The sequence below is a fragment of the Streptosporangium album genome (assembly GCF_014203795.1).
GTDB lineage: Bacteria > Actinomycetota > Actinomycetes > Streptosporangiales > Streptosporangiaceae > Streptosporangium > Streptosporangium album.
Genome location: NZ_JACHJU010000002.1, coordinates 1160630 through 1186000 on the forward strand (window position 1 = coordinate 1160630; position 25371 = coordinate 1186000).

Annotated in this window: 27 protein-coding genes and 2 pseudogenes; 16 read left to right on the plus strand and 13 right to left on the minus strand. The window is 69.2% G+C overall.

Annotated features, from left to right (window positions below; all coding sequences use genetic code 11):
• Positions 1-34: 34 nt before the first annotated feature.
• The 4 genes and pseudogenes from FHR32_RS29245 to FHR32_RS29260 form a co-directional block, all read left to right on the plus strand.
• Positions 35-1243: pseudogene (locus FHR32_RS29245) on the plus strand (RNA-guided endonuclease InsQ/TnpB family protein); the annotation flags it as partial.
• Between the two features lie 695 nt (positions 1244-1938).
• Complete coding sequence (locus tag FHR32_RS29250) at positions 1939-2991, plus strand: Dyp-type peroxidase (RefSeq protein WP_184757700.1); 1053 nt, start codon at positions 1939-1941, stop codon at positions 2989-2991.
• Positions 2988-3803 carry a family 1 encapsulin nanocompartment shell protein gene (locus tag FHR32_RS29255; protein WP_184757701.1) on the plus strand — a complete coding sequence of 272 codons (816 nt, stop codon included), beginning with the start codon at positions 2988-2990 and terminating at the stop codon, positions 3801-3803. The genes FHR32_RS29250 and FHR32_RS29255 overlap by 4 nt, the downstream gene beginning before the upstream one ends.
• A 230-nt stretch (positions 3804-4033) precedes the next feature.
• Complete coding sequence (locus FHR32_RS29260) at positions 4034-4951, plus strand: tyrosine-protein phosphatase (RefSeq protein WP_221466259.1); 918 nt, start codon at positions 4034-4036, stop codon at positions 4949-4951.
• A 183-nt stretch (positions 4952-5134) separates the two neighbouring features.
• On the opposite strand, the gene FHR32_RS29265 is transcribed toward FHR32_RS29260, so the two are convergent.
• From FHR32_RS29265 to FHR32_RS29285, 5 genes are all read right to left on the minus strand, one after another.
• Positions 5135-6298 (minus strand): epoxide hydrolase family protein, encoded by a 1164-nt coding sequence (locus tag FHR32_RS29265; protein ID WP_184757702.1) that lies wholly within the window; start codon positions 6296-6298, stop codon positions 5135-5137.
• Positions 6295-6732 (minus strand): hypothetical protein, encoded by a 438-nt coding sequence (locus FHR32_RS29270; RefSeq protein WP_184757703.1) that lies wholly within the window; start codon positions 6730-6732, stop codon positions 6295-6297. Before FHR32_RS29270 ends, FHR32_RS29265 begins: the two co-directional genes overlap by 4 nt.
• 203 nt (positions 6733-6935) lie before the next feature.
• Positions 6936-7292, minus strand: a complete 357-nt coding sequence (locus tag FHR32_RS29275; protein WP_184757704.1) for a saccharopine dehydrogenase family protein — start codon at positions 7290-7292, stop codon at positions 6936-6938.
• Between the two features lie 40 nt (positions 7293-7332).
• Complete coding sequence (locus FHR32_RS29280) at positions 7333-7767, minus strand: OsmC family protein (protein WP_184757705.1); 435 nt, start codon at positions 7765-7767, stop codon at positions 7333-7335.
• Positions 7768-7857: 90 nt separating this feature from the next.
• Positions 7858-8322: an SPFH domain-containing protein gene (locus FHR32_RS29285; protein WP_184757706.1), complete on the minus strand. Its 465-nt coding sequence runs from the start codon at positions 8320-8322 to the stop codon at positions 7858-7860.
• Between the two features lie 270 nt (positions 8323-8592).
• On the opposite strand from FHR32_RS29285, the gene FHR32_RS29290 reads away from it, so the two are divergent.
• Both FHR32_RS29290 and FHR32_RS29295 read left to right on the plus strand, forming a co-directional pair.
• Positions 8593-9027, plus strand: coding sequence for an STAS domain-containing protein (locus FHR32_RS29290; RefSeq protein WP_184757707.1), 435 nt, complete (start codon positions 8593-8595; stop codon positions 9025-9027).
• A gap of 43 nt (positions 9028-9070) precedes the next feature.
• Positions 9071-9211 (plus strand): hypothetical protein, encoded by a 141-nt coding sequence (locus FHR32_RS29295; protein ID WP_184757708.1) that lies wholly within the window; start codon positions 9071-9073, stop codon positions 9209-9211.
• Positions 9212-9449: 238 nt separating this feature from the next.
• Here FHR32_RS29295 and FHR32_RS29300 read toward each other — a convergent pair whose 3' ends face one another.
• Both FHR32_RS29300 and FHR32_RS29305 read right to left on the minus strand, forming a co-directional pair.
• Complete coding sequence (locus FHR32_RS29300) at positions 9450-10031, minus strand: CBS domain-containing protein (protein WP_184757709.1); 582 nt, start codon at positions 10029-10031, stop codon at positions 9450-9452.
• A 733-nt stretch (positions 10032-10764) separates the two neighbouring features.
• Positions 10765-11343: a TetR/AcrR family transcriptional regulator gene (locus FHR32_RS29305; RefSeq protein ID WP_184757710.1), complete on the minus strand. Its 579-nt coding sequence runs from the start codon at positions 11341-11343 to the stop codon at positions 10765-10767.
• Between the two features lie 130 nt (positions 11344-11473).
• Between FHR32_RS29305 and FHR32_RS29310 the strand changes: the two genes are divergently transcribed.
• Together FHR32_RS29310 and FHR32_RS29315 are read left to right on the plus strand one after the other, a co-directional pair.
• Positions 11474-12379 (plus strand): NmrA/HSCARG family protein, encoded by a 906-nt coding sequence (locus FHR32_RS29310; RefSeq protein ID WP_184757711.1) that lies wholly within the window; start codon positions 11474-11476, stop codon positions 12377-12379.
• Positions 12376-13266: a TIGR03620 family F420-dependent LLM class oxidoreductase gene (locus FHR32_RS29315; RefSeq protein ID WP_184757712.1), complete on the plus strand. Its 891-nt coding sequence runs from the start codon at positions 12376-12378 to the stop codon at positions 13264-13266. Before FHR32_RS29310 ends, FHR32_RS29315 begins: the two co-directional genes overlap by 4 nt.
• Positions 13267-13450: 184 nt before the next feature.
• On the opposite strand, the gene FHR32_RS29320 is transcribed toward FHR32_RS29315, so the two are convergent.
• From FHR32_RS29320 to FHR32_RS46805, 4 genes are all read right to left on the minus strand, one after another.
• Complete coding sequence (locus tag FHR32_RS29320) at positions 13451-13723, minus strand: type II toxin-antitoxin system RelE family toxin (protein WP_184757713.1); 273 nt, start codon at positions 13721-13723, stop codon at positions 13451-13453.
• The gene (locus tag FHR32_RS29325) at positions 13720-14007 is read right to left on the minus strand and encodes a type II toxin-antitoxin system Phd/YefM family antitoxin (RefSeq protein ID WP_184757714.1); all 288 of its coding nucleotides are present in this window, start codon (positions 14005-14007) and stop codon (positions 13720-13722) included. Before FHR32_RS29325 ends, FHR32_RS29320 begins: the two co-directional genes overlap by 4 nt.
• A 484-nt stretch (positions 14008-14491) precedes the next feature.
• The gene (locus FHR32_RS29330) at positions 14492-15823 is read right to left on the minus strand and encodes an IS110 family RNA-guided transposase (protein ID WP_184757715.1); all 1332 of its coding nucleotides are present in this window, start codon (positions 15821-15823) and stop codon (positions 14492-14494) included.
• Positions 15824-16202: 379 nt separating this feature from the next.
• Positions 16203-17213, minus strand: a complete 1011-nt coding sequence (locus FHR32_RS46805; protein WP_184757716.1) for a LacI family DNA-binding transcriptional regulator — start codon at positions 17211-17213, stop codon at positions 16203-16205.
• 198 nt (positions 17214-17411) lie between these two features.
• On the opposite strand from FHR32_RS46805, the gene FHR32_RS29340 reads away from it, so the two are divergent.
• The 5 genes and pseudogenes from FHR32_RS29340 (at position 17412) to FHR32_RS29355 (ending at position 21743) form a co-directional block, all read left to right on the plus strand.
• On the plus strand, positions 17412-17561 hold the full coding sequence (locus FHR32_RS29340; RefSeq protein ID WP_184757717.1) for a hypothetical protein: 150 nt from the start codon (positions 17412-17414) through the stop codon (positions 17559-17561).
• Positions 17562-17599: 38 nt separating this feature from the next.
• A pseudogene (locus FHR32_RS47715) lies at positions 17600-17830 on the plus strand (glycoside hydrolase family 78 protein); the annotation flags it as partial.
• Between the two features lie 313 nt (positions 17831-18143).
• The gene (locus tag FHR32_RS43175) at positions 18144-18530 is read left to right on the plus strand and encodes a family 78 glycoside hydrolase catalytic domain (protein WP_221466261.1); all 387 of its coding nucleotides are present in this window, start codon (positions 18144-18146) and stop codon (positions 18528-18530) included.
• An 87-nt stretch (positions 18531-18617) separates the two neighbouring features.
• A complete protein-coding gene (locus tag FHR32_RS29350) occupies positions 18618-20954 on the plus strand; it encodes a glycoside hydrolase family 3 protein (protein ID WP_312882750.1) in 2337 nt (778 codons plus the stop codon).
• A gap of 18 nt (positions 20955-20972) precedes the next feature.
• Positions 20973-21743: an SDR family NAD(P)-dependent oxidoreductase gene (locus tag FHR32_RS29355; RefSeq protein ID WP_184757718.1), complete on the plus strand. Its 771-nt coding sequence runs from the start codon at positions 20973-20975 to the stop codon at positions 21741-21743.
• A gap of 121 nt (positions 21744-21864) precedes the next feature.
• Here FHR32_RS29355 and FHR32_RS29360 read toward each other — a convergent pair whose 3' ends face one another.
• Complete coding sequence (locus FHR32_RS29360) at positions 21865-22452, minus strand: amidohydrolase family protein (protein ID WP_184757719.1); 588 nt, start codon at positions 22450-22452, stop codon at positions 21865-21867.
• Between the two features lie 27 nt (positions 22453-22479).
• On the opposite strand from FHR32_RS29360, the gene FHR32_RS29365 reads away from it, so the two are divergent.
• Positions 22480-23151, plus strand: a complete 672-nt coding sequence (locus FHR32_RS29365; protein WP_312882751.1) for a substrate-binding domain-containing protein — start codon at positions 22480-22482, stop codon at positions 23149-23151.
• On the opposite strand, the gene FHR32_RS29370 is transcribed toward FHR32_RS29365, so the two are convergent.
• On the minus strand, positions 23148-24173 hold the full coding sequence (locus FHR32_RS29370; protein ID WP_184757721.1) for a LacI family DNA-binding transcriptional regulator: 1026 nt from the start codon (positions 24171-24173) through the stop codon (positions 23148-23150). The genes FHR32_RS29365 and FHR32_RS29370 overlap by 4 nt on opposite strands.
• Positions 24174-24359: 186 nt before the next feature.
• Between FHR32_RS29370 and FHR32_RS29375 the strand changes: the two genes are divergently transcribed.
• Together FHR32_RS29375 and FHR32_RS29380 are read left to right on the plus strand one after the other, a co-directional pair.
• Positions 24360-25052 carry an alpha/beta fold hydrolase gene (locus FHR32_RS29375; RefSeq protein WP_184757722.1) on the plus strand — a complete coding sequence of 231 codons (693 nt, stop codon included), beginning with the start codon at positions 24360-24362 and terminating at the stop codon, positions 25050-25052.
• A gap of 39 nt (positions 25053-25091) precedes the next feature.
• A complete protein-coding gene (locus FHR32_RS29380) occupies positions 25092-25292 on the plus strand; it encodes a hypothetical protein (RefSeq protein ID WP_184757723.1) in 201 nt (66 codons plus the stop codon).
• The last annotated feature ends 79 nt before the right edge of the window (positions 25293-25371 follow it).

Consider the following 25371-nt stretch of genomic DNA (forward strand, 5'->3'; position numbering starts at 1 on the left):
CATGCGCGCGATTTTTAGCTGATCGTTCGGTACGATGCGAGGCGTGGCGCAGATCGTGAAGCGGGCGTTCAAGTTCCGCTTCTACCCGACCCCCGAGCAGGCTGATGAGCTTGCCCGGACGTTCGGCTGCGTCCGCCTCGTCTACAACAAGGCCCTGCAGGAGCGGACCCGCGCCTACCGGTCGGAAGGCCGCAAGGTCTCCTACGTGGAATCGTCGGCCGCGCTGACGGAGTGGAAACGCACCGAGGAGCTGGATTTCCTGGCCGAGGTGTCGTCGGTGCCGTTGCAGCAGGCGTTGCGGCACCTGCAGACGGCGTTTGCGAACTTCTTCGCCCAGCGGGCCGGGTACCCGGCGTTCAAGTCCCGGAAGAAGTCCCGGCTGTCGGCCGAGTACACCCGCTCGGCGTTCCGCTACCACGACGGGCGGCTCACCCTGGCGAAGATGGACGCCCCGCTGAACATCGTGTGGTCGCGCCCGCTGCCCGAGGGGGCCGATCCGTCCACGGTGACCGTGTCGAAGGACGCGGCCGGGCGCTGGTCGGTGTCGATCCTGTGTGAGGACACCGTCCGGCCTCTGGACCCGACCTCGGACATGGTCGGGGTGGACGCCGGGATCACCGCGCTGGTCACCCTGTCGCGTCCGATTCCGGGCGTGACCGACGACGACGGCAAGGTCACCAACCCCCGCCACGAACGCGCCGACCGCAGGAGACTCGCCCGCGCGCAGCGGATACCGGCCCGCAAGGAGAAGGGGTCGGCGAATCGGGACAGGGCGAGGGTGAAGGTCGCCCGGGTGCATGCCCGGATCACCGACCGTCGCCGCGATGTCCTGCACAAGCTCACCACCGCGATCGTCCGCGAGAACCAAGTGGTCGTGATCGAGGATCTCACCGTGCGTAACCTGGTGAAAAACCACAGCCTGGCCCGCGCGATCTCCGATGCGAGCTGGCGGCAGATGCGCACCATGCTGGAGTACAAGGCGCAGTGGTACGGGCGGGAGCTGCTGGTGGTGGACCGGTGGTTTCCCTCCTCGAAGCTGTGCTCGGCGTGCGGCGCGCTCCAGCGGTTCATGCCGCTGAACGTCCGCGACTGGGTGTGCGCCTGTGGCGTGGTCCATGACCGTGATGTGAACGCCGCGAAGAACATCCTCGCCGCCGGGCTGGCGGAGAGGTGAAACGCCTGTGGAGCCGGTGTAAGACCTCAAGGGCGCAGGCCCGGCGGGCGACTGGCGGTGAAGCAGGAAACTCCACCCGTGAGGGTGGGAATCCTCCGGCTTCAGCCGTGGGGAGGAAGTCAATTCTTCTCCTTTGGTCTGACAGGTGCTCTTCAGATCTCCGGTGAGTGGGGATGGCTGGGCCGGACCGGTTGCTCATAGCGGGCCGGCAGGATCGGGAAACGGAGGCCGAGGACGAGAGGAGCCTCGAGTTGGAGATGTTTGAGTGGTTCCTGCTTGCGGCCAGCGGCTCTCGTCGCGGGTCTCACCTTCGAGTTTCCTCTCCAGAAAGTCGTAATCCTCCATACTGGGGGTATTAGCCAGCCGAAATCGTCGGCCTGCTTGGTGCCGTCGGCGATCCGGGCATGCCGGACCAGGTGCCGCTCCGGCTGTGAGGTCGCCCATCGCCGATCTGTGGGCGCGTTATGGCGCAGATGAGCCGGGAGCCGGCACTGGAGGTCGAAGGGGATGGCAGGGAGACCGGGCTCGGTCGGCAGCGCTTCACGCGCCGTGGCAATCGCCAACGGGGGCCGGACTTTGAGCCGGAGCCACTTTTGCACAGCCATGAACAGGCCGGTAGCACCGGGGTATCACAACGCAGAGTAGTCTTCCATGCATATGGTGCGTGGACGCGCCTCCGCCGGGCCCGGGCCAAATCGGGACGGCGCCGACGACCTCGGCGCATGGTTGGTCTCGAATACGAGACACATGAGGAGGGGGCCGCGATGACGGAGTCCGGCCAAGGGGCGGTTCCGCAGGCGGTGCTGAGCCCGCTGACGAGGGCGGCGATCTTCCTGGTGATGACGGTCGATCCGGGCGGTGAGTCCGTCGCGCGGGAGTTGCTGTCCAACGTGTCGGGGTTGCAGCGGGCCGTAGGTTTCCGGGTGCCGGAGGGCAGGCTGAGCTGTGTCGCCGCGATCGGGTCGCAGGCCTGGGACCGGCTGTTCAGCGGGCCGCGTCCGGCCGAGCTGCATCCTTTCCGTGAACTGGTCGGTCCCGTGCACCGGGCGGTGTCCACGCCCGGTGACCTGCTGTTCCACATCCGGGCACAGCGGCTGGACCTGTGCTTCGGGCTGGCCTCGGAGATCATGGAGCGGCTGTACGGCGCGGTGACGGTCCAAGACGAGGTGCATGGATTCAAGTACTTCGACGTACGAGACCTGCTCGGTTTCGTCGACGGAACCGAGAACCCGGTCGGCCCGGCGGCGAACGCGGCGGTCCTGATCGGCGGCGAGGACCCCGGCTTCGCCGGTGGCAGCTACGTGATCGTGCAGAAGTACCTGCACGATCTGCGGGCGTGGAACGCCTTGTCCGTCGAAGCCCAGGAGAGGGTGATCGGACGCACGAAGCTGTCCGATATCGAACTGGACGACGCCGTCAAACCGGCCGACTCGCACGTCGCGCTGACCACGATCGTCGACCCCGATGGCACCGAGCGGCAGATCTTGCGGGACAACATGCCCTTCGGCGCTGTCGGGCGCGGTGAGTTCGGCACGTACTTCATCGGCTACGCGCGCACACCGGCGGTCACCGAGCGGATGCTGGAGCGGATGTTCCTGGGTGATCCGCCGGCGAGCCACGACCGGATCCTGGACTTTTCCATCCCCGTGACCGGCACCTTGTTCTTCGTCCCGGACGCCGACTTCCTCGACGACCTGCCTGACCCGCCAGGCGCCACGGCCGAGTCCACGAGCGGAGCCGACACGGCAGCCGACACCCGGGCCCCGTCTGAGGGTTCCCTGAGGATCGGCGATCTGAAAGGGAGCACCGCCCGATGAACAACCTGCACCGCGAACTGGCGCCGATCTCCGCTGCCGCGTGGGCCGACCTTGAGAAAGAGGCCCGGCGCACCTTCGAGCGCCACGTGGCCGGCCGCCGCATCGTCGACGTTCCCGCCCCTGGAGGCGCCCAGCTGTCGTCGGTCGCGACCGGGCACCTGGAGGCGGTCACCGCTCCCGCCGAGGGCGTCGTCGCCCGCACGCGCCGCCTTCAGCCCATCGTCGAACTGCGCGTGCCGTTCACCGTCGACCGGCAGCAGGTCGACGACGTCGAGCGCGGCGCCAAGGACACCGACTGGCAGCCGGTCAAGGACGCCGCCCGCCAGATCGCCTTCGCAGAAGACCGCGCGATCTTCGAAGGGTACGCCGCGGCCGACATCACCGGCATCCGCGACAGCTCCTCCAACCCGGCGATCACGCTACCCGCCGAGGTGCGAGACTACCCCGACGCCATCAGCCAGGCCGTGACCGCGCTCCGGCTGGCGGGCGTCGACGGCCCGTACACATTGGCTCTCAGCGCCGACACCTACACCGCTGTGAGCGAGACCTCTGATCACGGCTATCCGATCCACCAGCACATCGCCCGCCTGCTGGACGGCGACATCATCTGGGCACCCGCCATCAACGGGGCCTTCCTGCTGTCCACCCGCGGCGGCGACTTCGAACTGCGCATCGGCCAGGACCTGTCCATCGGCTACCTGTCCCACGACGCCACGAGCATCCAGCTGTACTTCCAGGAAACGCTGACCTTCCTCGCGTACACCGGCGAGGCCGTGGTGACGCTCACGGTACCGCCCCGGCCCGCCGGTTGAAATGGGCGGCGGGCTCGGCGGTCATGCATGGCTACCTGGCATGACCGGCATACCTCTCGCGTGGCTGGTGATGTAGAGGCGGCGAAGAGGAGTCGACGGCGCTGCCCCAGCACGGTCGACATCAACGCAGGTGGCACCGTGTCGAAGCGTATGGCCAGGAACTCCTCGCACAGTACGGCTGGCAGCAGGTGGCGCAACCGCATGGGCGCACGCTCAAGCCTGCGGGTGTCATGACTTCGGTGTGGCGGTTCCTGATCGGGCCGCCTCTGCGGGTGCGGGAGGTGTCCAAGGAGCAGATCACTCCGGCGGAGGGGCTGTCCGCGCTGTCGCTGGACGCTCTCACGTCGGTCGCGTACGGGCCGGAGGCGTGCCGGGGACGTGGTCGCGAGGTTGGCCGGCCTCGTAGAGTGTCCCGGGTGAGGAGACATATCGCGTTCGAGCGCTTGCATAATTTCCGGGATCTGGGCGGTTACCGCACCGAGGACGGCCGTACGGTGCGGTGGGGCCGCCTGTATCGATCTGACTCGCTGTCCAAGCTGCGAGGCGAGGATTGGAGCCGTTTTCTCGACCTGGGCGTGCGGACGGTGATCGACCTGCGCTATCCGTGGGAGATCGCCGCCAAGGGGCGTGTCCCGCACGACGACGGACTCGCCTACCACAATCTCAGCATCGAACACCGCCCTTACGACCAGGCCGGACTCTCCTCGGACATCGAGACCGCGCGCTTCCTCGCCGACCGGTACGCAGAGGTCGCTCTTGACGGGGTCGGGGAACTACGGCAGGCGTTGGAGGTCATCGCCTCGGATGACAGCGCGCCGTTGGTCATCCACTGCGCCTCGGGCAAGGACCGCACCGGAATGCTCGCCGCGCTCGTCCTGTCCCTGCTGGGGGTGGATGAGGACACCGTCATCGCTGACTTCGCGCTCACCGGGCTGGCCACCGACCGGCTCATCGCCGACTGGCACGCCGTCAACCCCGGCCGGACGTTGACGTGGCCCGGTTATGGTCAGGCGCCGGCCGAGATCATGCGTCTCTTCCTGGCGGACCTGGCCATCGACCACGGTTCCGTACGCGACTACGCCGTCACGCAGTTGGGCGTCGACGATGAACTGATCGTGGCGTTGCGCGGACACCTCCTGAGCGCGTGATCCGCGTGCCTTCGAGCCTGCGGGCGAGGCCGTAGACGGACATCGCGTTCATGTTCTTGGTGCGGCCGTAGCAGGCGAACGGGCGGAGACTCGGGATGCGCCCGAGGTCGCGTCCGGTCGCGCAGGCCAGGTCGCCGACCTCCGCGATCACGGCCGCGTTAATTGGGCTTGCCTCGGAGTCCGTCAGCGGAACTGGTGGAAGAACGCGCGGACGTCGTCGGTGAACAGGTCGGGTTCTTCCATCGCGGCGAAGTGGCCACCTCGGTCGAACTCCGACCAGTGGACGATGTTGTTGTCGCGTTCGGCGAGTCGCCGGACAGGGCGGGCCAGGTCGGCGGCGAAGACCGCCACTGCGGTGGGCGTTGCCAACGGCTCGGTGCGCGGTGGTTGGGAGGGATGGAAGGCCTCCCAATAGTGTCGGGCCGATGACCCGGCGGTCGCGGTAAGCCAGTAGAGCATCACGTTGGTCAGGAGCCGGTCGCGGGAGACCGCGTCCTCGGGCACGTCGGCGCAGTCCGTCCACTCCTTGAACTTCTCGACGATCCAGGCGAGCTGCCCGACCGGGGAGTCGGTGAGCGCGTAGGCCAGTGTCTGCGGCCGGGTGCCTTGGATCTTCGCGTAGCCCGACATCTCCGGTTCCGCGCTGATCAGCCGGTCAAGCCGTGCTTTGTCATCATCGGTGAGTCCAGCGGCCTCGGCAGGGTCGCTGGGAGGCGGCGTCAGCAGGGTGTTGAGGTGGACTCCGACGACATGGTCGGTGTCGATGGCGGCCAACTCCCGGGTGATCGCGTGGCCCCAGTCGCCGCCCTGCGCGCCGTAGCGGTGGTAACCCAGGCGCCGCATCAGCTCGGCCCAGGCCTTGGCGATCCGGTGCACATCCCAGCCGCCTTCGTGGGTCGGCCCGGACAGTCCGTATCCCGGGATGGAGGGGATCACCAGGTGGAAGGCGTCGGCCGGGTCGCCACCGTGAGCCCGGGGGTCGGTCAGGGGTCCGATGACGTCGAGGAACTCCACGATGGATCCGGGCCAGCCGTGGGTGATCAGCAGTGGCAGCGCATCGGTCTGGGCGGAACGGATGTGCAGGAAGTGGACGTTGGTGTTGTCGATCGTGGTCGTGAACTGTGGGAACCGGTTGAGATGTGCCTCGTGTTCCCGCCAGTCGTAGACGGTGCGCCAGTATGCGGTCAGCTCCTTGAGGTAGGCCATCGACACGCCCTGGGACCAGTCGGCGCCGGCTGGCTCATCCGGCCATCTGGTTGCGGCCAGGCGGTCGGCCAAGTCGTCCAGGTCGGCCTGCGGGATGTCGAGGATGAAAGGGCGGACGGCGGTCTCGGCGCGCTCGCTCATCCCGCGCCCTCGCCTTCAGGGGCGCCGGCGAGCGTGCGTGCGGCCGCCACGTCGTTCTCGTCCCAGCCCCAGTGGCCGTTGTGCTGGTGCTCCTTGGCCTGTTCGTCGATCCATCGACTGTGGGCCTCCCACGCCGCCTGCTTGCTGGTTCCCAGCGCGGCACCGATCTGCGACCACGAAGCACCGGCTTGGCGGGCGGAGCGCACGGAGAGCTGACGTCCGTAGCCCGCCTTCCGTGCGATCACCTCACCCAGCGCGAGAAGCTCCAGCGCCTCGCCCCGTGTCAGGGGCTCCGCTCCGGGATCAGGCGGCGTGAGCGCGGAGTCGTCCTCATCGGCCGGTGACGCCAGGGCATCACGGGCACGTAGCGCGTCATAGCGCGCGGCTGCGGTCAGCAGCGTGAACTGGCGTTCAAGCTCGTCGGGAGTAGACATCGCTCGAGTATTTCGTCAGATCAACTTGACGTCAAGCCTTCTTGACGTCAAGTTGATCTGACTTCGACTTGCGGGTCTCCTGTAGTCAGCTGTTTGTGAGCTGCGCCGACCGGCGCTGCAACCAGTCCAGCGGCTTGGTCAACCCGCGCCGTCGCGCCATGCCCCGCGTCGGCCCGGTACGGCGACGGTCGAACGCGACGATGTCAGTTCCCTGGCGTGCCTTCGTCGATGGTCCAGTGAACGCCGTGGGGGAGGAGGGAGTCCAGGAAGCCGGCAGGGTCGTAGGCCTGACCGGGAGCGAGCACGCCCGGCTTGGCCGAGTCGATGACCAGACGGCGGACGCTCTCGACGGCGATCACCGCGGTGGTGCCGTAGGTATCGGGCCCCTCCACCACCCCACGGGCCTGGCGGCCGTCGACGGCGGTGGCGTCGATCACGTAGGTGAACCGCTGGGTGCGGCGGCTGTCCTCGGTGGGGCCCTCGGGCAGCCCGGCGATGATCGCCGGGGTGATATGGAGGGCTCGCTGGACACCCGGGTGCCACCGGAGGTGGCCGAGCACCTGCTGCCCGTTCTGCGGGAGACCCTGTACGACCTGTGGGCTATGTGTGCCCCGCCGCAGGTAGGCCTTCCTCTACCTGGAGCCGGAAGGTGATCTCCGGCGGCAGTCGCAGGGAGTTGTACACGGCACTGTGCTCGATGGCGGTGGTGAAGGAGTTCCACAGTCCCGCGGGCACACCTGGAGCTTCGACGACCAGTTCGATCCGGCTGACGCGTGCCGGGCGCAGCCCGAGTTCGTAGTGGGCGGTGACTGTGACACCGGCGGGCAGTTCGCAGCGGTGAAGGTAGCGTTCGGCGCGGTGGGCGGCACAGGCGGCGATACTCCCGACGAGCAACTCGACCGGGTCAGGGCCGGTGTCGCCACCGCCGAAGTCTTTGAGCTGGTCGACGCGGACGGTGTGCTGGCGCATGTGGATGTCGAAGCGGTCGCCGCCCTGCCAGACGATCGTCACGGTGCCGTTGTGGTTCTGCTTCATAGCGGCTCCCCGGGTGTGTTCGAATTTCAGGAGCCCGGATGTGAGGTGGTCTGTGGGAGCGTCACCCGTACCCGAGGCGTGTCCGCATTCTCATGAGACGTCAGCCTTCGCACCTTTGTGCTGCTCCGCGCCGCGCCAGGACATGAGCGAACGGGGATCGGCCTTGCCGTGTTCGGCGGTGACGAAGTCGGACAGTTCACGGACGCGGGTGAGGAACTGGGCGGGGAAAACGATGGTGGAGTCGTGCTCCACGGCGATCTCGCTCAGCACTTGGAGGTTGCGCAACTGCAGCGCGATGGGGTGATCGGCTGACTTCGCCGGGTCGACCCGGCGGAAGCAGGCCACCGCGGCGACACCGATGGACACGTTGTCACGGGTGATGATCTGCTGCGACGGGATCGGCATCGTCACGGTGCGCAGACTCACCTTACGCATCCGGTCCACCAACGGGATCATGAACCGCAGCCCGGGTTCGCGAACCGTGCGGACTTGTCCAGGCCGGAACACCACCCCGCGTTCGTATCGCCGCACGATCGCTATACCAAGATTCGACACGGCAACCCCCCTTGTCGCCCTTCCCTCTCACCCTGCACCCGACCCATGCCGGGATGCCAGGGACCTAAGCCCCTGACCGTACGGTCCCAGGTCAGCTCCGGGACCGGCTGTTCCGACAACCGGCTTTCCGAAGGACGCTTCCGCCCGATCCGGCAAACCGATACCGGGCCCGCTCGGCCGCCATCTTCAGGACCTTCGGCCCTATGGGCCGGCGGACACGCTCGTAAAGATGCTGGTGACCGATGTTTCACACCGGAGATCCTGATGGAGATGAACGAACCCACACTCAGGCCGAGTGGCCGCCCTGCCGGCGGGGCCGAAACGCTGCCGCCCTCCTGGGTGCCACTCCAGGTGATCGTGCAGGTGGGATCAGACGGTATGACCGTGCTTTCGATACGGGGCGAGCTGGACATCGCCGCAGAAAGGCCGCTCCGTGAACTGGTGGGCGTGGTCATCTCCCGCGATACACCGAATGCGCTGCTTGACCTGTCCGATGTCACTTTCTGTGATACATCAGGCTTGCAGGCGCTATACCTCTGCGGCGAGGACGCGCGAGCCCTGGGCGGCACACTGGTGCTGACCGGCCTGCCGGAGCGGATGCTGTGGCTCTTGAAGATCAGCGGCCTCGGATGTGCCTTCACACCCGTCGTCCGCGCATCCGGCCGATCCGGCCCCCCGTGCCGACCTTCGTCCGATCGTGAGTAGCGGCGGACTTCGCTCCCGTCGACATTCGGGTAATTCCCGGCCTTTGATCGGCGTGGCGGCCGAGGAGGACATCGACCTCATCACTCTGGGATGGTCCCAGTACGGCGGCGCGGGAAGAGCAAGGACCGTCCGCGGCATCGTGGCCGACGCGGACGTCCCCGTCATGCTGATCCCCGCCGCGTGATCTGAGCGGCCCTCACCATGAGGGTGAAGCGACCCTCACCACGAGGTAGGACCGGCGAACTGGGCGATGTCGGCCGAGGTGACGCTGAGCAGCCTCCTCGGCAGATCCGCCGGCGCGCGGGCCACGGCAAGCTCGTCTAGGCGTTTTAATACCTTTCGCGCGCTCGTAAACCGGCGTGGGCGCTTAATGGAATCCCTGGCCGAGTCCGCCGCCGGTTCCACGGCACGGGCCGACAGCCTCACTGGAGATGTCTGACCCGGGCCACTCCGGGGACGGTGCGGGCGAGCAGGTCGGCGATGTCGTCAGTGCGCCCGGCGTGCCGACCGCGCAGCTCCACCATCCCGTCACACACCCGCACCTCCCAGGACGGTCCGGAAGGGTACTGCTCGCGCAACGCGGCCAGCACGTCGGCGCGGATGTCCTCGTCCGGACGGGCGAGCAGGGCCAGCAGGTCACGGCGGCTGAGCATGCCGACCACCCGGCCGTTCCTGCTCACCGGCAGGCTCTTGACCCGTTTGCAGACCATGAGGTCGATCGCGGCGGTGACGTCGGTCGTCTCCGCCACGGTCGTGACCTCGGATGTCATGACGTCGGCCACCGTGTACGGCACAGGCGCGGAGTGGCCGAGGACGATCCGGGCGCTGGAGCGGGGATCGCGCTCGAACTCGCCGCGCAGCAGGTCCATTTCGCTGACGATGCCGACCAGGCGGCCGCGCTCGTCCAGGACGGGTGCGGCGGTGACACCGTGCTCGTACAGGGTGCGCACGGCCCGCCGTACCGGATCGGTCGGGCCGACCGTGATCACGTCTGTGGTCATCATCTCTCGGACCAGCATGGTCACCGTCCGTTCCAGCTGGGAGGGTCGGCTTGTTTCCACTCCAGCTTGTCGATCACGCCGTGCGTGACGTGGACGCCGACGTCGGAGGTCTCCACTTGCGCAGCAGGCCGGCCTCCGACACCACGCCGACCAGGTGGTCGGCGCCGTCGACGACCGGTACCGCGCCGATGCCGTGGAACCCCGGCGCACGAGCGTGCTCATCAGCCCGCCCCGTCTTTCGTCAGATGCCTTCACCTGCATCCCATCTCCACGAGTTTCCGGGGAGTAGAGGCGGAAGCCCTTACAAACGAGACTTTGGTCGACCTTCGGCATCCATGCCGGGCGCGGGTCACAGCCGGGCATGCGCTCCGCCCGGCCTGGGCTCGTCCGGTCGGCCGCAGCCGGGCTACGCCGACGGGAAGGTGGGAGGCCTGGCCGGTCAGCCCTGGGTCGGCTGGTTTGTTCATGCTCGGCCTGCTCGGCATCGGCGCCGCCCTGGTCCTGGGCGCGGGCATCCGCGTCGCCGCCGTCACCGGCACCCTCCTGCTGGTCCTCATGTGGGCGCCGAGCCGCCCCTGACCGCCAACCCGTTCATGGAAGGACCATCTGGTCTACGCGATCATCCTGTTTGGACTGCGGATGGGAACGCAGACCACCTGTCCTCGGGATGTCAGCCCATGTGCGGGTAGCGGTGGTCGGTCGGTGGGACGGCAGTCACCGAATGACAAACGCGGGCTCACTGCTCGCTGTGGGCGTGGGGTACTTCATGAGGGCGCACGCCGTCGATGGCGAGTGCGAGCAGCCGGTCGGCCTCGGCTGCACCACCGAGTTCCTGTTCAGTGGCCAGCGAGATGGCGCTGACGAGTTTGAGTAGATCGATGATGGCGACGTCGGGGCGGATGGTGTGCGCCTGGCGAGCATGCTCCAGCAGTTCGCCGCCGGCCTTCACGATCATCGTGTGGCAGGTGGCGCCCAGCGTCGGGTCGCCGTCGTAGGCGCCGTGCATCAGCGACGCGGCCAGGCCGCGGTTGGACGCGGCATGTGTGCCCACGGCGCGGAGCCAGGTGAACAGGGCGGGGCCGGGATCGAGGTCGGCGGCCAGCTCGGACGCCTTCGCGCAGAGGGTCTCCACCCGGTCGCGGAAGACGGCCTCCAGCAGCGCCTGACGGGAGGGGAAGTGCCGGTGCAAGGTGGCGGAGCCGACGCCGGCGTGTCGGGCGATCTCCTCCAGGGACGCCTCGGCTCCATGCTGAGCGATGGCCGCGCCGGCCGCGACGAGGATCCGGTCGTAGTTGCGGCGCGCGTCGGCGCGCATCGGGCGACCTTCTTGAGGCACTGGATCTCCACTCGACTTGCTAAACGGGGTAGCCCCCCATATGTTAGCCGAACGCAAACGGAGTGCCCCCCCATTTATGTGGGTGGCACGCTTCAGGAGAGGTATGGGTATGCGGAAGACAGTTGTGGTGGTGGGCGCGACCGGTCTGCAGGGACGGGTCGTGACGGCGCATCTGCTCGCTGGCGGCTGGCGGGTGCGGGCGCTGACCCGCGATCCGGGCAGCGCATCGGCGCAGGCCCTGGCCGCGGCGGGAGCCGAGCTCGTACGCGCTGAGATGGGGGTCCTTGGCTCTCTGGTCGCGGCAGCCGAGGGCGCCTACGGCATGTTCGGCGTCCAGCCCACTGTCGGCTCACCCGGCACCCCACCGGACTTCACGGCCGAGGACGAGGTCCGCTGGGGTGTCAACGTGGCCGAAGCGGCTCGCGCCGCAGGCATCCGGCACTTCGTCTTCACCTCCGTCGCCGGCGCGGGCCGCCACGACGAAGAGGTGCTGCCGCGCAACGTCGTGAGCAAGTGGCGAATCGAGCAGCACATCGCCAAGCTCGGCCTGCCCGCGACCATCCTGCGGCCGGTCTCCTTCATGGAGAACTACACCGGCGGCTACCACCTGCACGAGGGCACGGTGACCACCGCGTTCGAGCCGGACGTGCCGCAGCAGATCGTGGCTGTCGACGACGTCGGCGTGTTCGCCGCCCTGGCGTTCGCCCACCCGGAGGAGTGGATCGGCAGGGCGATCGACCTGGCCGGTGACGAGGTGACCCCACGGGGGATCGCGAAGGCCATCGGGGCGGCGATCGGGCGGCCCGTGCCGTACATGCAGCTCCCGATCGAGACGATCCGGCAGGTCGGCGAGGAGTTCGCCTTCGCCTACGAGTGGCTCAACACGCTCGGCTGGCGGGCCGACATCTCTGCGGCGCGGCGAATCCACCCCGGCCTGATGGACCTGCACACCTGGCTCGACCGGACCGGCGCCGCTCAGATCGAAGCTTTCTTCGACGCTCGGCAGGACGCATGAACGGCCATGGACTCGATCTCGGGCACATCGGGATCTGGGCGGGAGATTTCGACAGCTACCCCGCGGCCACCCTCCGCGAGGCGGCGGTGGCGATCGAGGACTCCGGTTACGGGACACTCTGGTTCCCCGAGACGGCAGGGCGGGAGGCCATGGCGCAGGCCGGGATCCTGCTGGCGGCCACCCGGCGGATCGTGGTGGCCGCCGGCACCGCCGACATCTACGCGCGCGACGCGGTGAGCACCGCGGCCGCGCAACGTACCCTCGATGAGGCGTTCCCCGGGCGCTTCCTGCTCGGGCTCTGGGAGAGTCACCCCAGCCTCGCCGAAGACGTCCGCGGCCATCGCTTCGGCCCTCCGCGGGAGACCATGCGCGGCTACCTCGACACGATGGATGCCGCCCCGTTCGGGCCGCCCGGTTCGCCTGCCGCGCCACGTCGGGTGCTCGCCGCGCTGGGTCCGGATCTGCTCGCCCTCGCCCGCGAGCGGGCCTGGGGGGCGCACCCACTGGGCATGCCGGTCGAGCACACCAGGACCGCCAGGGCCCTGCTCGGTCCGGACGCGCTGCTGGCCGTCACCCAGCTCGTCGTCCTGGACCCGGACCGTTCCGCCACCGCCGACCTGGCCCGCTCCTATGCCGCCGCGCTCCTCCCCAACCGTCGTGCACTGCTGCACGATCTGGGATTCGAGAACGTCGACTCCCTCGACGACCGGCTTGTCGACGCGCTGGTGAGTCGCGGGCCCGCCGATGCCATCGCACACCGCGTCGAGGAGCACCTGGAGGCCGGAGCCGACCATGTGAGCCTCTTCGTCGTCACGGCCACACCGCAGACCCCACCCCTGCGTCAGTGGCGTGAACTCGCCGAACGACTTCTGATCGGACGTCAGTGACGAGCGATGCCCGAGCCTTCGATTCGAGACCCGGGCATCGCTTTGCCGTGAGGGATTACTCGGGGAAGCCCAGCGACTTGAGGCTGGGCTGCTGCCACCCGCTCTGAGGGATGTCACCCCTATATGGTCCCTGAACAATCGGCGGCACGGCGGTCACCGCACGACGAATGCGGCCCATCAGCTGTTATGGGCGGTAGGCGTCTCGGCGGTGTTTGATCGTCTGGATCGTCACGGTGTGCTTGTCCTCGTCGATGCGGTAGACCACGCGATACGTTCCACGTCGGGCGACATGCAGTCCCTCATACGGCTCTTGGAGGGGTTTGCCGACACGCCACGGCTCGCGTGCGATGGCACCGGTGATCAACTCCCAGGCTGCGGCCGCCACGGTCTCGGGCAGGCCCGAGGCGAGCGCGCGGCGGGCAGGCGGATCCAGGAGGACGGTATATCGGTCGCTCACGCGCTCGCCTTGCCGAGGCGGGCCGCCATGATGGCGGCCATCTCCTCCTCGGTGGTCACGTCGCCGCTTGCCTCGGCGGCAGCGGCTTCGACCAGGTCGGCCCGCATTTCAGGGTCAGCGAGGATCTCCAGCGTCTCCTGCAGGGACTCCCACTCGGCCACGGACACGATGACGGCATGAGGCCGCCCGTTCCGAGTGAGCGTGAAGTGATCGTGCTCGCGAGCAGCCCGGTCGGCCAGCTCGGTCAGCCGGTCCTTCGCTTCGCTGATCGGGATGATCTCCATGGAGTCCATGGTACCTCTTTGGCCGGAATACCGGCCAAAGTCCGGGCCATTCTCCCGATGCCGCGACCCGTGGTCGAGCGAGTGGCTCACCGCCGGCAAGCGGTACAGACCCGTCGGCGATCTGATCGCGGCGCTGCGCAGGCAGCTCCTGAGCCCGTGACCCGCCGATGCGGCTTCCGGTGAGGTCCTCAGGATGCCGCTTCGCAACGGACGACGCCCGGGTCTCGAATGCAAGACCCGGGCGTCGTCATCTGTCGCGAGCTACTCGGAATAGCCGAGCTTATCGAGACTGGGCTGCTGCCGGCCGGTCCGCGGGATGTCAGCCCATGTGCGGGTAGCGGTGGTCGGTCGGCGGCACGATTGTCGGATAACCATATAGGTCTGACCGGAAAGCTCCACGGTCAGATGGGTACGGCGAGATAGCCCCTCGGCGGTGACGGCCGGGGGCTCTTTCCCGCTGGTTCGCGACTGCTGGTGAGGCTGGTCAGGCGGTCGCCGGGGCGAGGGTGACGTCGTGGCCGAGGGCTTTGAGCTGACGGATCAGGTCGCGGGTTTTCCGGGTGGGGTCGAGGTTGCGGGTGTGGTAGTCCGGGCCGAGTTCGCGGTAGCGGGCGATGGGGTTGTTCATCAGGTGCCAGACGGAGACCAGGATCGAGCGGGCGACGGCGACCAGGGCTTTCATGTGGCCGCGGCGTTTGACGATGCGGCGGTGGCGGGCGCGGAGGAAGGTATCGGTGCGTGCGGCGGAGATGGCCGCCTCGCCGAGGGCACCGCGGAGCCAGGGGTTGCCCTTGCCGGTGGGGCCTGAGGTGTTCTTCCCGCCGGACCGGATGGTGCGCGGGGACAGCTTGGCCCAGGAGACCAGGTGGCCGGCGGTGGGGAAGACGCTCATGTCCAGGCCGATCTCGGCGAGGATGACCTGGGCGGTGTTCGGGCCGATGCCGGGGATCTCGTCGAGGCGCTCGACATCGGTGATCGGCATCAGCGTGCCCTGACCGGGGCCGTCGTCGTCTTCGGTGGTGGACGGCCCGGCGAGGCGGGTGGTGATCCGGGCGGTGAGCTTGTCGATCTGGATGCTGAGGTAGTCCACGGTGTCTGGCGGCATCCGGCACATGAACGCGTGATGCTCCTCGAACCGGCCGGTCAGTGCCTGGGCGAGGGCGGCGGGGCCGGCCTTGATGGTGCCGTGGGCCAGGTCCGCCAGGGCTTTGGGACTGCGCCCGCCCGCGATCATCGCCTCCAGCATGGCCCGCCCCGAGACGCCGAAGATGTCGGAGATGACGGTGGACAGCTTGATCTGGGCATCTTCGAGGAGCTTTTCGGTGCGCTGCTTGTGACGGGTGCGCTCGTGGGTCATCACCGCCCGTGCCCGGGTGAAGTCGCGGAGCTCGCGGATCGGCTTCGGGGGTGGGAAGGAGGGGCGGAGCATGCCGCGTTCGGCGAGCTTGGCCAGCCGGATGGCGTCCAGCTTGTCGGTCTTCGGACGCCCGGGGACGTTCTTCACGTCGCGGGCGTTGACCGGCCGGCACTCCAGGCCGCGGGACTCCAGGAGGAGGAAAAAGGATTTCCAGTAGGTCGAGGTCGCTTCCATCACCACGCGGGTGACCCCCTGGCAGATCAGGTGGTCGGCCGCCTCCAGGATCGCTCCGCTGGTCGCGAGGGTGTTGAAGACCCGCTGGACGCGCTTGCCCGGCTTGTCCTCGTGCGGGGTACGCACGCAGACCATGCCGGAGGCCTTGGCGATGTCGATCGCCGCGACGCGCTCCACGATCTCCCCGGTCTGCTCGATCTCCTCGACGCCGTCCGGTTCCGCCATGGGCGACTCCCCTTCGTGCCGTGTCCGTACAGGTACCGGGCGGTGCCTGCCCAAGGGGCCGGCGGGGAGGGCTGAATCTGACCGGCGTGCTCGATGGCAACAGTGCGTGGCCCCGCTGCGGCCCCGGCGCCAGACTGACCTGCGGGATCAGCGTCCCAAGAAACCATCGGGGTCGGCGGGCAGGCGCCGCACCCATGTTTTCACGTCCGCAAGGCGTTCCCGGCAGGGATCAGAAGGACTGACCTGCAAAGGTGCGATCGAGACACCCTCGGCGGCCTCGATGACGGCGGGCTTTGCGGACGACTCTCACCCAGAGGGGACGCCAGGTAAAACGGAATAAATAGGATCAAACACCCACCAAGGAGGGCGCACGCGCCGCTCAGGTGGAGGCGCGCAGGACCACGCGGACGTCGTGCGGGAAGAACGCCGGGTCCACGGATTCGCCGGCCAGAACGCGTAGCAGGGCCTGGGCGATGCGAGCGCCCAGTTCGGCGCTGTCGATGGCGACCGTGGTCAGCGGCGGGACGGCGAAGCGGGCGGCGAGGATGTCGTCGGCGCCGATGACGGCCATATCTGCCGGGGCGGCGAGATCCAGCTCACGCATCCCGGCCAGTAGGGCCAAGGCCACCTCGTCGTTGTAGGCACACACGGCAGTGGGCGAGCCGGGGGCGGCGCGCCAGGATGCCAACACCTGGGCCGCCGCCGCGGCGTCTGCTGCGGCCGTCGCGACCGCCAGGGCCGGGAGCCCGGCGTCGGCGCACGCTTCCGCGGCGCCTGCAGCCCGGCCGGCCGCCAGCACGGCCAGGCGGGAGTCATCGGGCAGTGCGTAGGCGAGGCGGGTGTGGCCGCGGGCGATCAGATGCTCGGCCTGCGCCCGGCCGGTGCCGCGTACCCACACGCTGGCGGCGAGGTCCTCCTCGGGGGAGGACGTCGGCGGCGGCACGACAGCGGTGATGCCCGCCCGACGCATCCCTTCCGCTTCCTCTGCGCTGAAGGGTTCCATGCCGAACACGGCGGCCGGGGTGAGCGCCGCCCACAGGCTCGCCAGGCGGTCCGGATCGCCGGAGTGCACGTGGGTGACGAGCGCGTATCCGGCCTGTGAAAACGCCTCGGTCGCGTGGTCGACCAGGTCCGTCATGGTGGGCCCCTGGGGCCAGCCGGGCAGCACGAGCACCACGACGTCGCTGCGGCCGCTGCGCAGCGTCCGAGCGGGGGCGTAGGGGGTGTAGCCGAGCCTGGCGGCAGCCTGGAGCACGCGCTCGCGGGTGGCCTGGGGGATGGACTGGTTGGGTGTGTCGTTGAGCACGAAGCTCACGGTTGCGCGCGACAACCCGGTGGCCTGTGCCACGTCGGTGCTGGTGACCCTCCGAGCAGGCTTCTTCCCTGACACCCCGGCGCCCCTTTTCTCTTTCGTGACCCGGCACGCTATTGCTGGTACACGACAACGATGTTACCGTCCTCGCATTCAGGACTTATACGTGTTAGTGCAATCGCGCTCGCGTTTCATCCCCGCCACCCCACCGCGCGCCCGTCTCCCGATTCCCCCGCAGCCGCTCCCGGCTGTTGAAACGATCTAACGGAGAGTGTGATGTCCGGGGTCGGCACACTGGTCACCATCGTCGTGGGGCCCGTCATTGGCCTGCTCGGCGACACACCACCTCCCGGCTCGTTCCTGGTGGCGGGGGCGATCGCGATCGCCGGTGGTTTGACCGTACGGCTCATCCGGGGTGTACGGTGACGGCTACTAACACGTGTAAGCATGGAGGGTTCTCCCGCGTGATCGCCATCCGATTCGAGCACCTGCGTGAGCCGCTGGGCAACAGCACCGCGAGGCCCCGCCTGTCCTGGACCATCGAGACGGACACTCCCGGTTGGCGGCAGACGGCCTACGAGGTCGAGGCGCGTGGCGAGTGGGTGCGGGTCGAGTCCGCTGAGTCGATGCCGGCGCCCTGGCCGTTCACACCCCTGGCCAGCCGGCAGCACGTGGCTGTCCGGGGGCGGGTGGAGGGCCAGGACGGCTGGTCGGCGTGGAGTGAGCCGACGGACGTGGAAGCGGGATTGCTGGAGCCGAGGAACCGGTCGGCCCGGCCCGTCGGCCCCGGGGAGGGCTCGCTGGTGCGTGGGGAGTTCCAGGTGCGCGCGGCCCGTCTGTACGCCACAGCGCTGGGCGTGTACGTGGAGTGGCGCGCCACCCCGAGCGGCGCGACGATCTACGACTTCGGGCAGAACCTGGTCGGCCAGCTCCGGATCACCGCCCGGGGAGAGGCGGGGGAGCAGACCATAGCGCCACGCCGAGGCGCTGCAGGACGGCGAGCTGAGCGTGGCTCCGCCGCGCACCGCCCGGGCCACCGACGTCTACACGCTGTGCGGCGGCGTGGAGGAGGGGGAGCCACGCTTCACCTTCCACGGCTTCCGCTATGCCGAGATCTCCGGCTCGGTGCACGAGGTGACGGCGTCGTTCCTGTACAACTGCGCAGGGTTCCTGACGTCCTTGCTGGCCGACCTGGCCGACCTGGCCGACCTGGCCGACCTGGCCGCCGAGCAGGGCACGGACGGCCTGGTGCTGTACATCGTGCCCAACATCCTGGGCGCTTCCGCACCGGTTCGGCGCCCGCCACCCACCCCCCCCCCGGGCCGCGAAGGCCGGGGTGCATGTCGAATCGCGTGGGTCGGCGCCGGTCTGTCCGGCGGGCCCATCTCCCTGTGATCCCTTATCGGAAAGGACTTGTCTGTGCCCTCATTCACTGAGGCGGATCTGTTGCGCCGCCTTGCCGCTATGACGTTGAAGGAGAAAGTGGCTCTGCTGACCGGAGCGGACACCTGGACGCTGACCCCGGTGGCTTCGGCGGGGCTGGCCGCGCTGGCCCTGTCTGACGGCCCTGTCGGGCCGCGCGGCACCTCCTTCGGCGGTGACACCCCTGCTTCGCTGCTGTTCCCGAGCCCGACGTCGCTGGCCGCGGCCTGGGACGAGGAGACCGCCCGCCAGACCGGGCGGCTTATGGGCGCCCGGGCCCGGGAGATGGGCATCCACGTGCTGCTCGCGCCGACGGTCAACCTGCACCGCTCGCCCCTGGGCGGCCGCCACTTCGAGTGCTACTCCGAGGACCCGCTGCTCACATCCCGCATCGCCGTCGCCTTCGTCCAGGGCGTGCAGTCGGCGGGCGTGGGGGCGACCGTCAAGCACTTCGTGGGCAATGACTCCGAGACCGAGCGGATGACCTACGACGCCCGCATCGACGAGGCCACGCTGCGCGAGGTGTACCTGGCGCCGTTCGAGGCGGCGGTGCGCGAGGGCGGGGCGTGGGCGGTGATGGCCGCCTACAACCGCGTCAACGGCACCACCATGACCGAGAACCGGCCGCTCCTGACCGACGTGCTCAAACAGGAGTGGGGGTTCGACGGCGTGGTGGTCTCCGACTGGACGGCCGCCCGCTCCACCGAGGCCACCGCCCTGGCCGGGCTCGACCTGGCCATGCCGGGACCGGACGGGCCGTGGGGGGAGGCGCTGGTCGCCGCGGTCGACGACGGTCATGTCCCGGTCGAGGTCGTGGACGACAAGGTGCTGCGCATCCTGCGGCTCGCGGCACGGACCGGCGCGCTCGACGGCGTCCCGGCCGTCCAGGCGCCCGCCGTGCCGGACGATGCCCGCGACCGACTGCGCGAGCTGGCGATCCGCGGCTCGGTGCTGCTGCGCAACGATGGCCTGCTGCCCCTGCGGCCCGAGCAGCTGCGCAGAGTGGCGCTGATCGGGCCGAACGCGGTCCGCTTCGCCGCGCAGGGCGGCGGCAGCGCGCACGTCCCCCCCGAGCACGTAGTCACGCCGCTGGAAGGGCTGCGCCGGGTGCTCGGCGAAGACGCCGAGATCACTGTGCATGCAGGCGTCTTTCCGCACGCCAAGCTGCTGCCCCTGCCAGCTGACCTGGCCGTGGACCCCGAGACGGGGCAGCCGGGCGTGCGGCTGGAGTACCGCGCGGCCGACGGCACCGTCGTGACAGCCGAGCACCGCACCCCGGCCTCCTGGTGGTTCCCGATCATCCTGGCCGACGAGGTGACCGAGCTGGCGGTACGCACCCGCCTCACCCTGACCGCCCCCGGCCTCCACCGGCTGTCGGTCCTGGGCACCGGGCGGCACACCCTGAGCGTCCCCGGCCAGGACGACCAGTTCCACGAGCAGCTCCAGGACGGCGACGACATCGGCGCCCTGCTGCTCAGCCCACCCTCGCACACCTTCGCCTTCACCGCCGACGCCGGGCAGGTGGACATCGAGGTGCTGCTCAGCCCGCAGCGCAACCTTCCCTACCCCGTCACCCTGCTCGGGCTCGGCTACGAGCCGCCACGCGGCACCGACGAGGAGGAACTGGCCGCCGCCGTCGGGGCCGCGCGTGCCGCCGACGTGGCGATCGTGCTGGTCGGCAGCGACGCCGACACCGAGACCGAGGGCCTCGACCGGACCGGGCTGGCGTTGCCCGGCCGTCAGGACGAGCTGGTACGGCGGGTATGCGCGGCCAACCTGCGCACCGTGGTCGTGGTCAACGCCGGGGCGCCGTGGCTGATGCCCTGGGCCGAGGAGCCGGGCGCGCTGCTGTGGTCGTGGTTTCCCGGGCAGGAGGGCGCGGCCGCCGTCGCCGACATCCTGCTCGGCGCCGAACCGGGTGGCCGCCTGCCCACGACCTTCCCCGCCGCCGAGGCCGACGTCCCGATCCGGTCGACTCAGCCGGACAACGGGATCCTGAACTATGCCGAAGGCGACCGCATCGGCTACCGCGCCTACCGGCCGGAGGGGGTGCTGTTCCCGTTCGGCCACGGCCTGTCCTACACCACCTGGGACTACGTGGCCGCCGCCGTGGAAGGCGGTATTGAAGGCGGCATCGAGGTGACGGTGCGCAACTCCGGCGACCGCCCCGGCCGGGAGATCGTCCAGGCGTACCTGGAAACGGACGGCCTGCTTCGTCTGGTGGGTTTCGCCGCCGTCGAGGCCGGCCCCGGTCACAGCGCCACCGTCCGCATCGAGCCGGCCCCCCGCGCGCTGTCGCGCTGGATCGACGGTCGCTGGGCACCGTCCGGCGGCCCGCACTTGCTGCGCATCGGACGCTCCGCCGCGGACCTTCCCCTGACCTGCACCATCGACTGAAACGGAGTGAACACCCCTATGCTGAGACTCACCGACCGCCGCGTGCTGATCACCGGCGCGGCCTCCGGCATCGGCCAGGCCACCGCACTGCGGCTCCTGTCCGAGGGCGCCGGCGTGGTGGCCGCCGACATCGCCGAGGAGGGCCTGAAGGAAACGCTCGCCCTGGCCACCGAGCAGGGCACCGCCGACCGGCTCACCGTCACCTCCGTCGACATCGCCGACGAGATCTCCGTGAACGAGGTGGTCTCATCGGCGGTGGCTCGGCTGGGCGGCCTGGATGCCCTGGTCAACACGGCGGCCATCCTGCGCGGCGCGCACACCCACGACTGCTCGCTGGAGCTGTGGAACCGGATCATCGGCGTCAACCTCACCGGCACCTTCCTGATGACCCGCGCCGCGCTGCCCGCCCTGCTCGAATCCGGCCGCGGCGTCGTGGTGAACTTCAGCTCCACCGCCGCCTTCTTCGCTCACCCGTTCATGGCCGCCTACTCGGCCAGCAAGGGCGGCATCGCCTCCTTCACCCACAGTCTCGCCCTCGAATACGCCAAGCAGGGCCTGCGCGCAGTCAACATCGTGCCGGGCGGCATCAGCAGCGGGATCACCAACAACATCGGCTCGCTGGTGCCCGCCGACACCGACTGGAACCTGTTCGTCAAGCTGACCGCCGCCATCGGCGACGGCCTGCCCGGCCCGGAGAACGTCGCCGGCGTCGTCGCCATGCTCGTCTCCGACGACGGCGCGTTCGTCACCGGCACCGAGATCCGCATCGACGGCGGCGCCCACATGTGAGCGCAGGTCCGCGTTCTGTGACGAGGCCCGGGAACCGCGCGCCCGCCGATGACGGTGACGTGCACCCGGGCCGCGTCCGGCGGGCAGGCGCTACGGCCGCTGAGCTCGCCCCGCCTCGCTGCTAGGGCGGGACGCGGTTGCGCAGCTCCGGCTTTCGAAGCTTTCCCGAACCCGTTCTCGGCAGGTCGTCCACCACGTCGACGCCGATGATGACGTTGAAGGTGTTACGGATGAGGTTGCCGTGGGTGAGCGTCGCGCCCTTGGGACGCCCCGTCGTGCCCGAGGTGTAGAGGACGAGGGCGACGTCGTCGACCAGCATCGGGTTGGCGTACTTCAGCCGGATGCCGCCTCCGCCGGCGGCTCCTACGCCGATGCCGGTCTGGCCGGTGTGGAACAGCGCGGGGACGCCGAGCTCCTCGATGACCTCGTAGAGCGGATAGGCCGTCCGGCCGTTGGGCGCGATGCCCTGGATGCTCGGGGGGAACTTGAAGCCGCGCACGCTGTGCTCCTCGACAAGCCGGCGCGCCTCGCGGGCGCCCGCCCTGCCCTTCCAGGGGTCCACGCCGGCGAACGGGATCGGCACGTCGGCGTGCTCGGTGCAGCTTTCGGCCACCTCCTCGTTGGAGATGCGCGGGTAGCCGGTGGCGTGCTCGGCGTCAACGGTGAACACCACCGCGGCCATCTTCCGCTCGCGGTAGTAGCCGGCCATCTCCGCGATGGTCGGCCTGCGGTGGCCGTGCGCCTTGAAGTACTCCTCGCGGCGGGCGTACCCGTGGTCTCGGATCGGCGGGCCCTGGCGGAGGCTGGGAGCGGGGCACGGGAGATCGGCCGTTGGGTCGACTTCGATTACGACGGTGCCGCGCGCCAGGTTCTCGATCACCTGGAGGACGCCGGCGCGGAACGGATCGCGGTTGTCACGGCCACGGCCTGCTTCCACCAGAAGTCCGTCGGCGTCTACCCGGACTGGTGCGCCGAGCGGGGCCGTGAACCCCGAATCGTCTGCCTTCCCAGCCCCGGTGTCCAGCAGACGCCCGACGCCGTGAAGGAACTGCTCGCCGCCCAGGTCCCGCCCGACGCGCTCGTCACCCTGGTCGAGGTCAGCCCGCCGCTCCTGCTGGACACGATCCGCAGGCTCGGCCGCTCCGTCCCCGACGACCTGCTGCTCGTCTGCGCCACAGAAGATCCGGCGGCCTCCTACACCGATCCGCCGATCAGCACGCTCGGCTTCCTGCCCGGCGAGACCGCCCAGGCGGCGGTGGAACTGCTCGTCGACCGCATCGAAGGCCGTGAAGGCGACCACGGCCGCCTCTTCTCTGCCGACCTCCATCTGCACGTCTTCGGCCTTTTCTGGCCGGCGGCCCGCGCGACGGCCGGTGGTGTCCCCCCGTCACCCTTGGGTGACGCTTAAGTGGAATCGCGCTCGACCAGCGCGTGGGGCCACAGGGCGAGGAGGCGCTGCCCGGTCCCACCGGTCCTGACGATCTCGTCCAGGGTCTGAGCGAGCATGGCGGGAGCGGAGGTGACATCGAGACGGACAGTGGTCAGCCGGGGCCGCAGCAGCTTCGCCAGCGGCAGGTCGTCGCAGCCCACGACCGCCACGTCGCCGGGGACGGAGATCCCGTTGTCGGCGAGCACGGCCATCAGCAGCATGGCGTAGTCGTCGTTGTAGGTGAACACGCCGTGCTTGGTCCGCGCATGTCCGGTGGTGTCCGCGGCCTGCCACGCGTCCAGCCACGCGGCGGTCGCGGACTCGGAGAAGGCCAGGTCCACTTGGTTGTAGGGCACGCGGTGGGCGGCGGCCACCCGCTGCACGCCCGCCGCTCGGCGCAGGCCCATGTCGCGCAGGCCCTTCTCGGCCGGGACGATCGCGGTGAGGGTATGGCTGCCGCGCGCGAGGATGTGTTCGGCGGCGGTGGCCCCGATCCCTTCGTGGTCCATGGTCATGGTGGAGACGATCTCGGAGGGCCAGCCCGCGACGCCGATGCCGATCACCGCCTTGATCCCCGCCGAGTGCAGTACGTCCACGGCCTGCCGGGTCAGCCGCTCGGCCGGGGCGAGGACCGCGACCGGGCGCAGCTCGGCCCAGGCGCGGGCGGCGGCCACCCCTTTCAGGCGGCGTGCGCCGTACTGGATCATGGTGTATCCCAGCCTGCCGAGCTCACTGTCCAGCTCCTCCATCAGGCCGACGGCGAGCGGGCCGTACGGGATGTTGACCAGCGGCACCAGCACCAGTCTGCTGTGTCCGGTCCGGAGTGTCCGGGCTCCGGCGTGCGGCACGTACCCGAGCCTGTTGGCGGCCTCTTTGACGCGCGCCCGTGTCTCGTCGCTGACCCGCGCGTCCTCGCGGTTGTTGAGGACGTACGACACCGTCGCCTGAGAGACCCCTGCCTCACGGGCGACGTCGAGACTGGTGGGTGGCTTAGCGGACATCAGGTCCATTCTGGATCATAGCGAGTCGATAAAGACCAGAGCCCTGTCCTTGTCGATCTTCTGGGGTTATGCTATCAACTGCTTATACGTATAAACGATCCGTCGGCCGCCGGAGCTGCCCGCGGGGGCGCCAGCTCTCGTCGGCGGGGTCGCCGTACCCGTCGATCACGTCTGTGAGGTAATTCGATGCTGCACTATCGCGAATGGGGCGCCGGTGACCGGGTCGCCGTGCTGATCCACGGCATCATGGCCGACTCCCGCTGTTGGTGGAGGGTCGGCCCGGCGCTGGCCGAGCGCGGTTACCGGGTCATCGCGGTGGACCTGCCCGGGCATGGCGACAGCCCCCGCGCGGAGGAGTACACCCCCGAGGTGTACGCGTCGAGCGTGCTGGAGTCGGTCCCGGCCGACCCCGACCTGGCCATCGGTCATTCACTTGGCGGCCTCACCTTGTCGGTCGCGGTCGAGCGGCTCAGGCCGGGCAGGGCGGTCTACGCCGACCCGGCGTTTCGCATCCCCAAGATCGACGGACTTGATCTTGGCGGGATGATGGCCGTGGCCAAGGACCAGACCGTGGAAATGGTGCGGCAGGGCCACCCCGGCTGGTCCGCCGAGGAATGCGCGCTCGAGATCGAGATGCTGGCCAAGTGGGACCCGGCGACCGCGATGGCGCTGGACTCGGTTGCCGGCTCGGACTTCACGCCGGAGCCGGTGGTGCCGTCATTGGTCCAACTGGCCGACCCGAGCGAGCTGGTCTCCGAGGAGTTCGCCGAAACCCTGGTCTACAGGGGCTTCGAGGTGCGCGTGGTGAAGGGCGCCGAGCACACGATCCATCGCCACTTGTTCGAGAATTTCATGGCCGGTCTCGAGGGCTGGATCTAGATCTTCGCGATACGGCTTCTATTCGGGCTCCTGCGCAAGATGGTTGAACTCCTCGACGCTGGCCGGACGGTTGAGGAGATCGCCGAGACCTTAAATCGGGAAGGTGTGATCCCGCCGGGTGAGCGGCGCTGGTCGCCGGCTGACCTTGCTGCGGCTATGGGTGTCGACCTTGCCGCGATTCACCGCAAGGTCGACGCTGCCGCGCTTCTCCGAATGGCGGACCAGGCCACGGGCTCATAACGCCGTAGGGTGCAGCGTGGTTGTACGCCTACGTTGTGAGGATGACGCAGTCTTCTGACCCGTGAAGCGGAAGGAGAGC

Excerpts from the sequence above, each read along its gene's own strand:
- FHR32_RS29250 (WP_184757700.1), top strand. The coding sequence starts at position 1,939 with ATGACGGAGTCCGGCCAAGGGGCGGTTCCGCAGGCGGTGCTGAGCCCG.
- FHR32_RS29255 (WP_184757701.1), top strand. The coding sequence starts at position 2,988 with ATGAACAACCTGCACCGCGAACTGGCGCCGATCTCCGCTGCCGCGTGG.
- FHR32_RS29260 (WP_221466259.1), top strand. The coding sequence starts at position 4,034 with ATGACTTCGGTGTGGCGGTTCCTGATCGGGCCGCCTCTGCGGGTGCGG.
- FHR32_RS29265 (WP_184757702.1), bottom strand. The coding sequence starts at position 6,298 with ATGAGCGAGCGCGCCGAGACCGCCGTCCGCCCTTTCATCCTCGACATC.
- FHR32_RS29270 (WP_184757703.1), bottom strand. The coding sequence starts at position 6,732 with ATGTCTACTCCCGACGAGCTTGAACGCCAGTTCACGCTGCTGACCGCA.
- FHR32_RS29280 (WP_184757705.1), bottom strand. The coding sequence starts at position 7,767 with ATGAAGCAGAACCACAACGGCACCGTGACGATCGTCTGGCAGGGCGGC.
- FHR32_RS29290 (WP_184757707.1), top strand. The coding sequence starts at position 8,593 with ATGAACGAACCCACACTCAGGCCGAGTGGCCGCCCTGCCGGCGGGGCC.
- FHR32_RS29300 (WP_184757709.1), bottom strand. The coding sequence starts at position 10,031 with ATGATGACCACAGACGTGATCACGGTCGGCCCGACCGATCCGGTACGG.
- FHR32_RS29305 (WP_184757710.1), bottom strand. The coding sequence starts at position 11,343 with ATGCGCGCCGACGCGCGCCGCAACTACGACCGGATCCTCGTCGCGGCC.
- FHR32_RS29310 (WP_184757711.1), top strand. The coding sequence starts at position 11,474 with ATGCGGAAGACAGTTGTGGTGGTGGGCGCGACCGGTCTGCAGGGACGG.
- FHR32_RS29315 (WP_184757712.1), top strand. The coding sequence starts at position 12,376 with ATGAACGGCCATGGACTCGATCTCGGGCACATCGGGATCTGGGCGGGA.
- FHR32_RS29325 (WP_184757714.1), bottom strand. The coding sequence starts at position 14,007 with ATGGAGATCATCCCGATCAGCGAAGCGAAGGACCGGCTGACCGAGCTG.
- FHR32_RS29330 (WP_184757715.1), bottom strand. The coding sequence starts at position 15,823 with ATGGCGGAACCGGACGGCGTCGAGGAGATCGAGCAGACCGGGGAGATC.
- FHR32_RS29340 (WP_184757717.1), top strand. The coding sequence starts at position 17,412 with ATGTCCGGGGTCGGCACACTGGTCACCATCGTCGTGGGGCCCGTCATT.
- FHR32_RS29355 (WP_184757718.1), top strand. The coding sequence starts at position 20,973 with ATGCTGAGACTCACCGACCGCCGCGTGCTGATCACCGGCGCGGCCTCC.
- FHR32_RS29360 (WP_184757719.1), bottom strand. The coding sequence starts at position 22,452 with ATGGCCGGCTACTACCGCGAGCGGAAGATGGCCGCGGTGGTGTTCACC.
- FHR32_RS29370 (WP_184757721.1), bottom strand. The coding sequence starts at position 24,173 with ATGTCCGCTAAGCCACCCACCAGTCTCGACGTCGCCCGTGAGGCAGGG.
- FHR32_RS29375 (WP_184757722.1), top strand. The coding sequence starts at position 24,360 with ATGCTGCACTATCGCGAATGGGGCGCCGGTGACCGGGTCGCCGTGCTG.
- FHR32_RS29380 (WP_184757723.1), top strand. The coding sequence starts at position 25,092 with ATGGTTGAACTCCTCGACGCTGGCCGGACGGTTGAGGAGATCGCCGAG.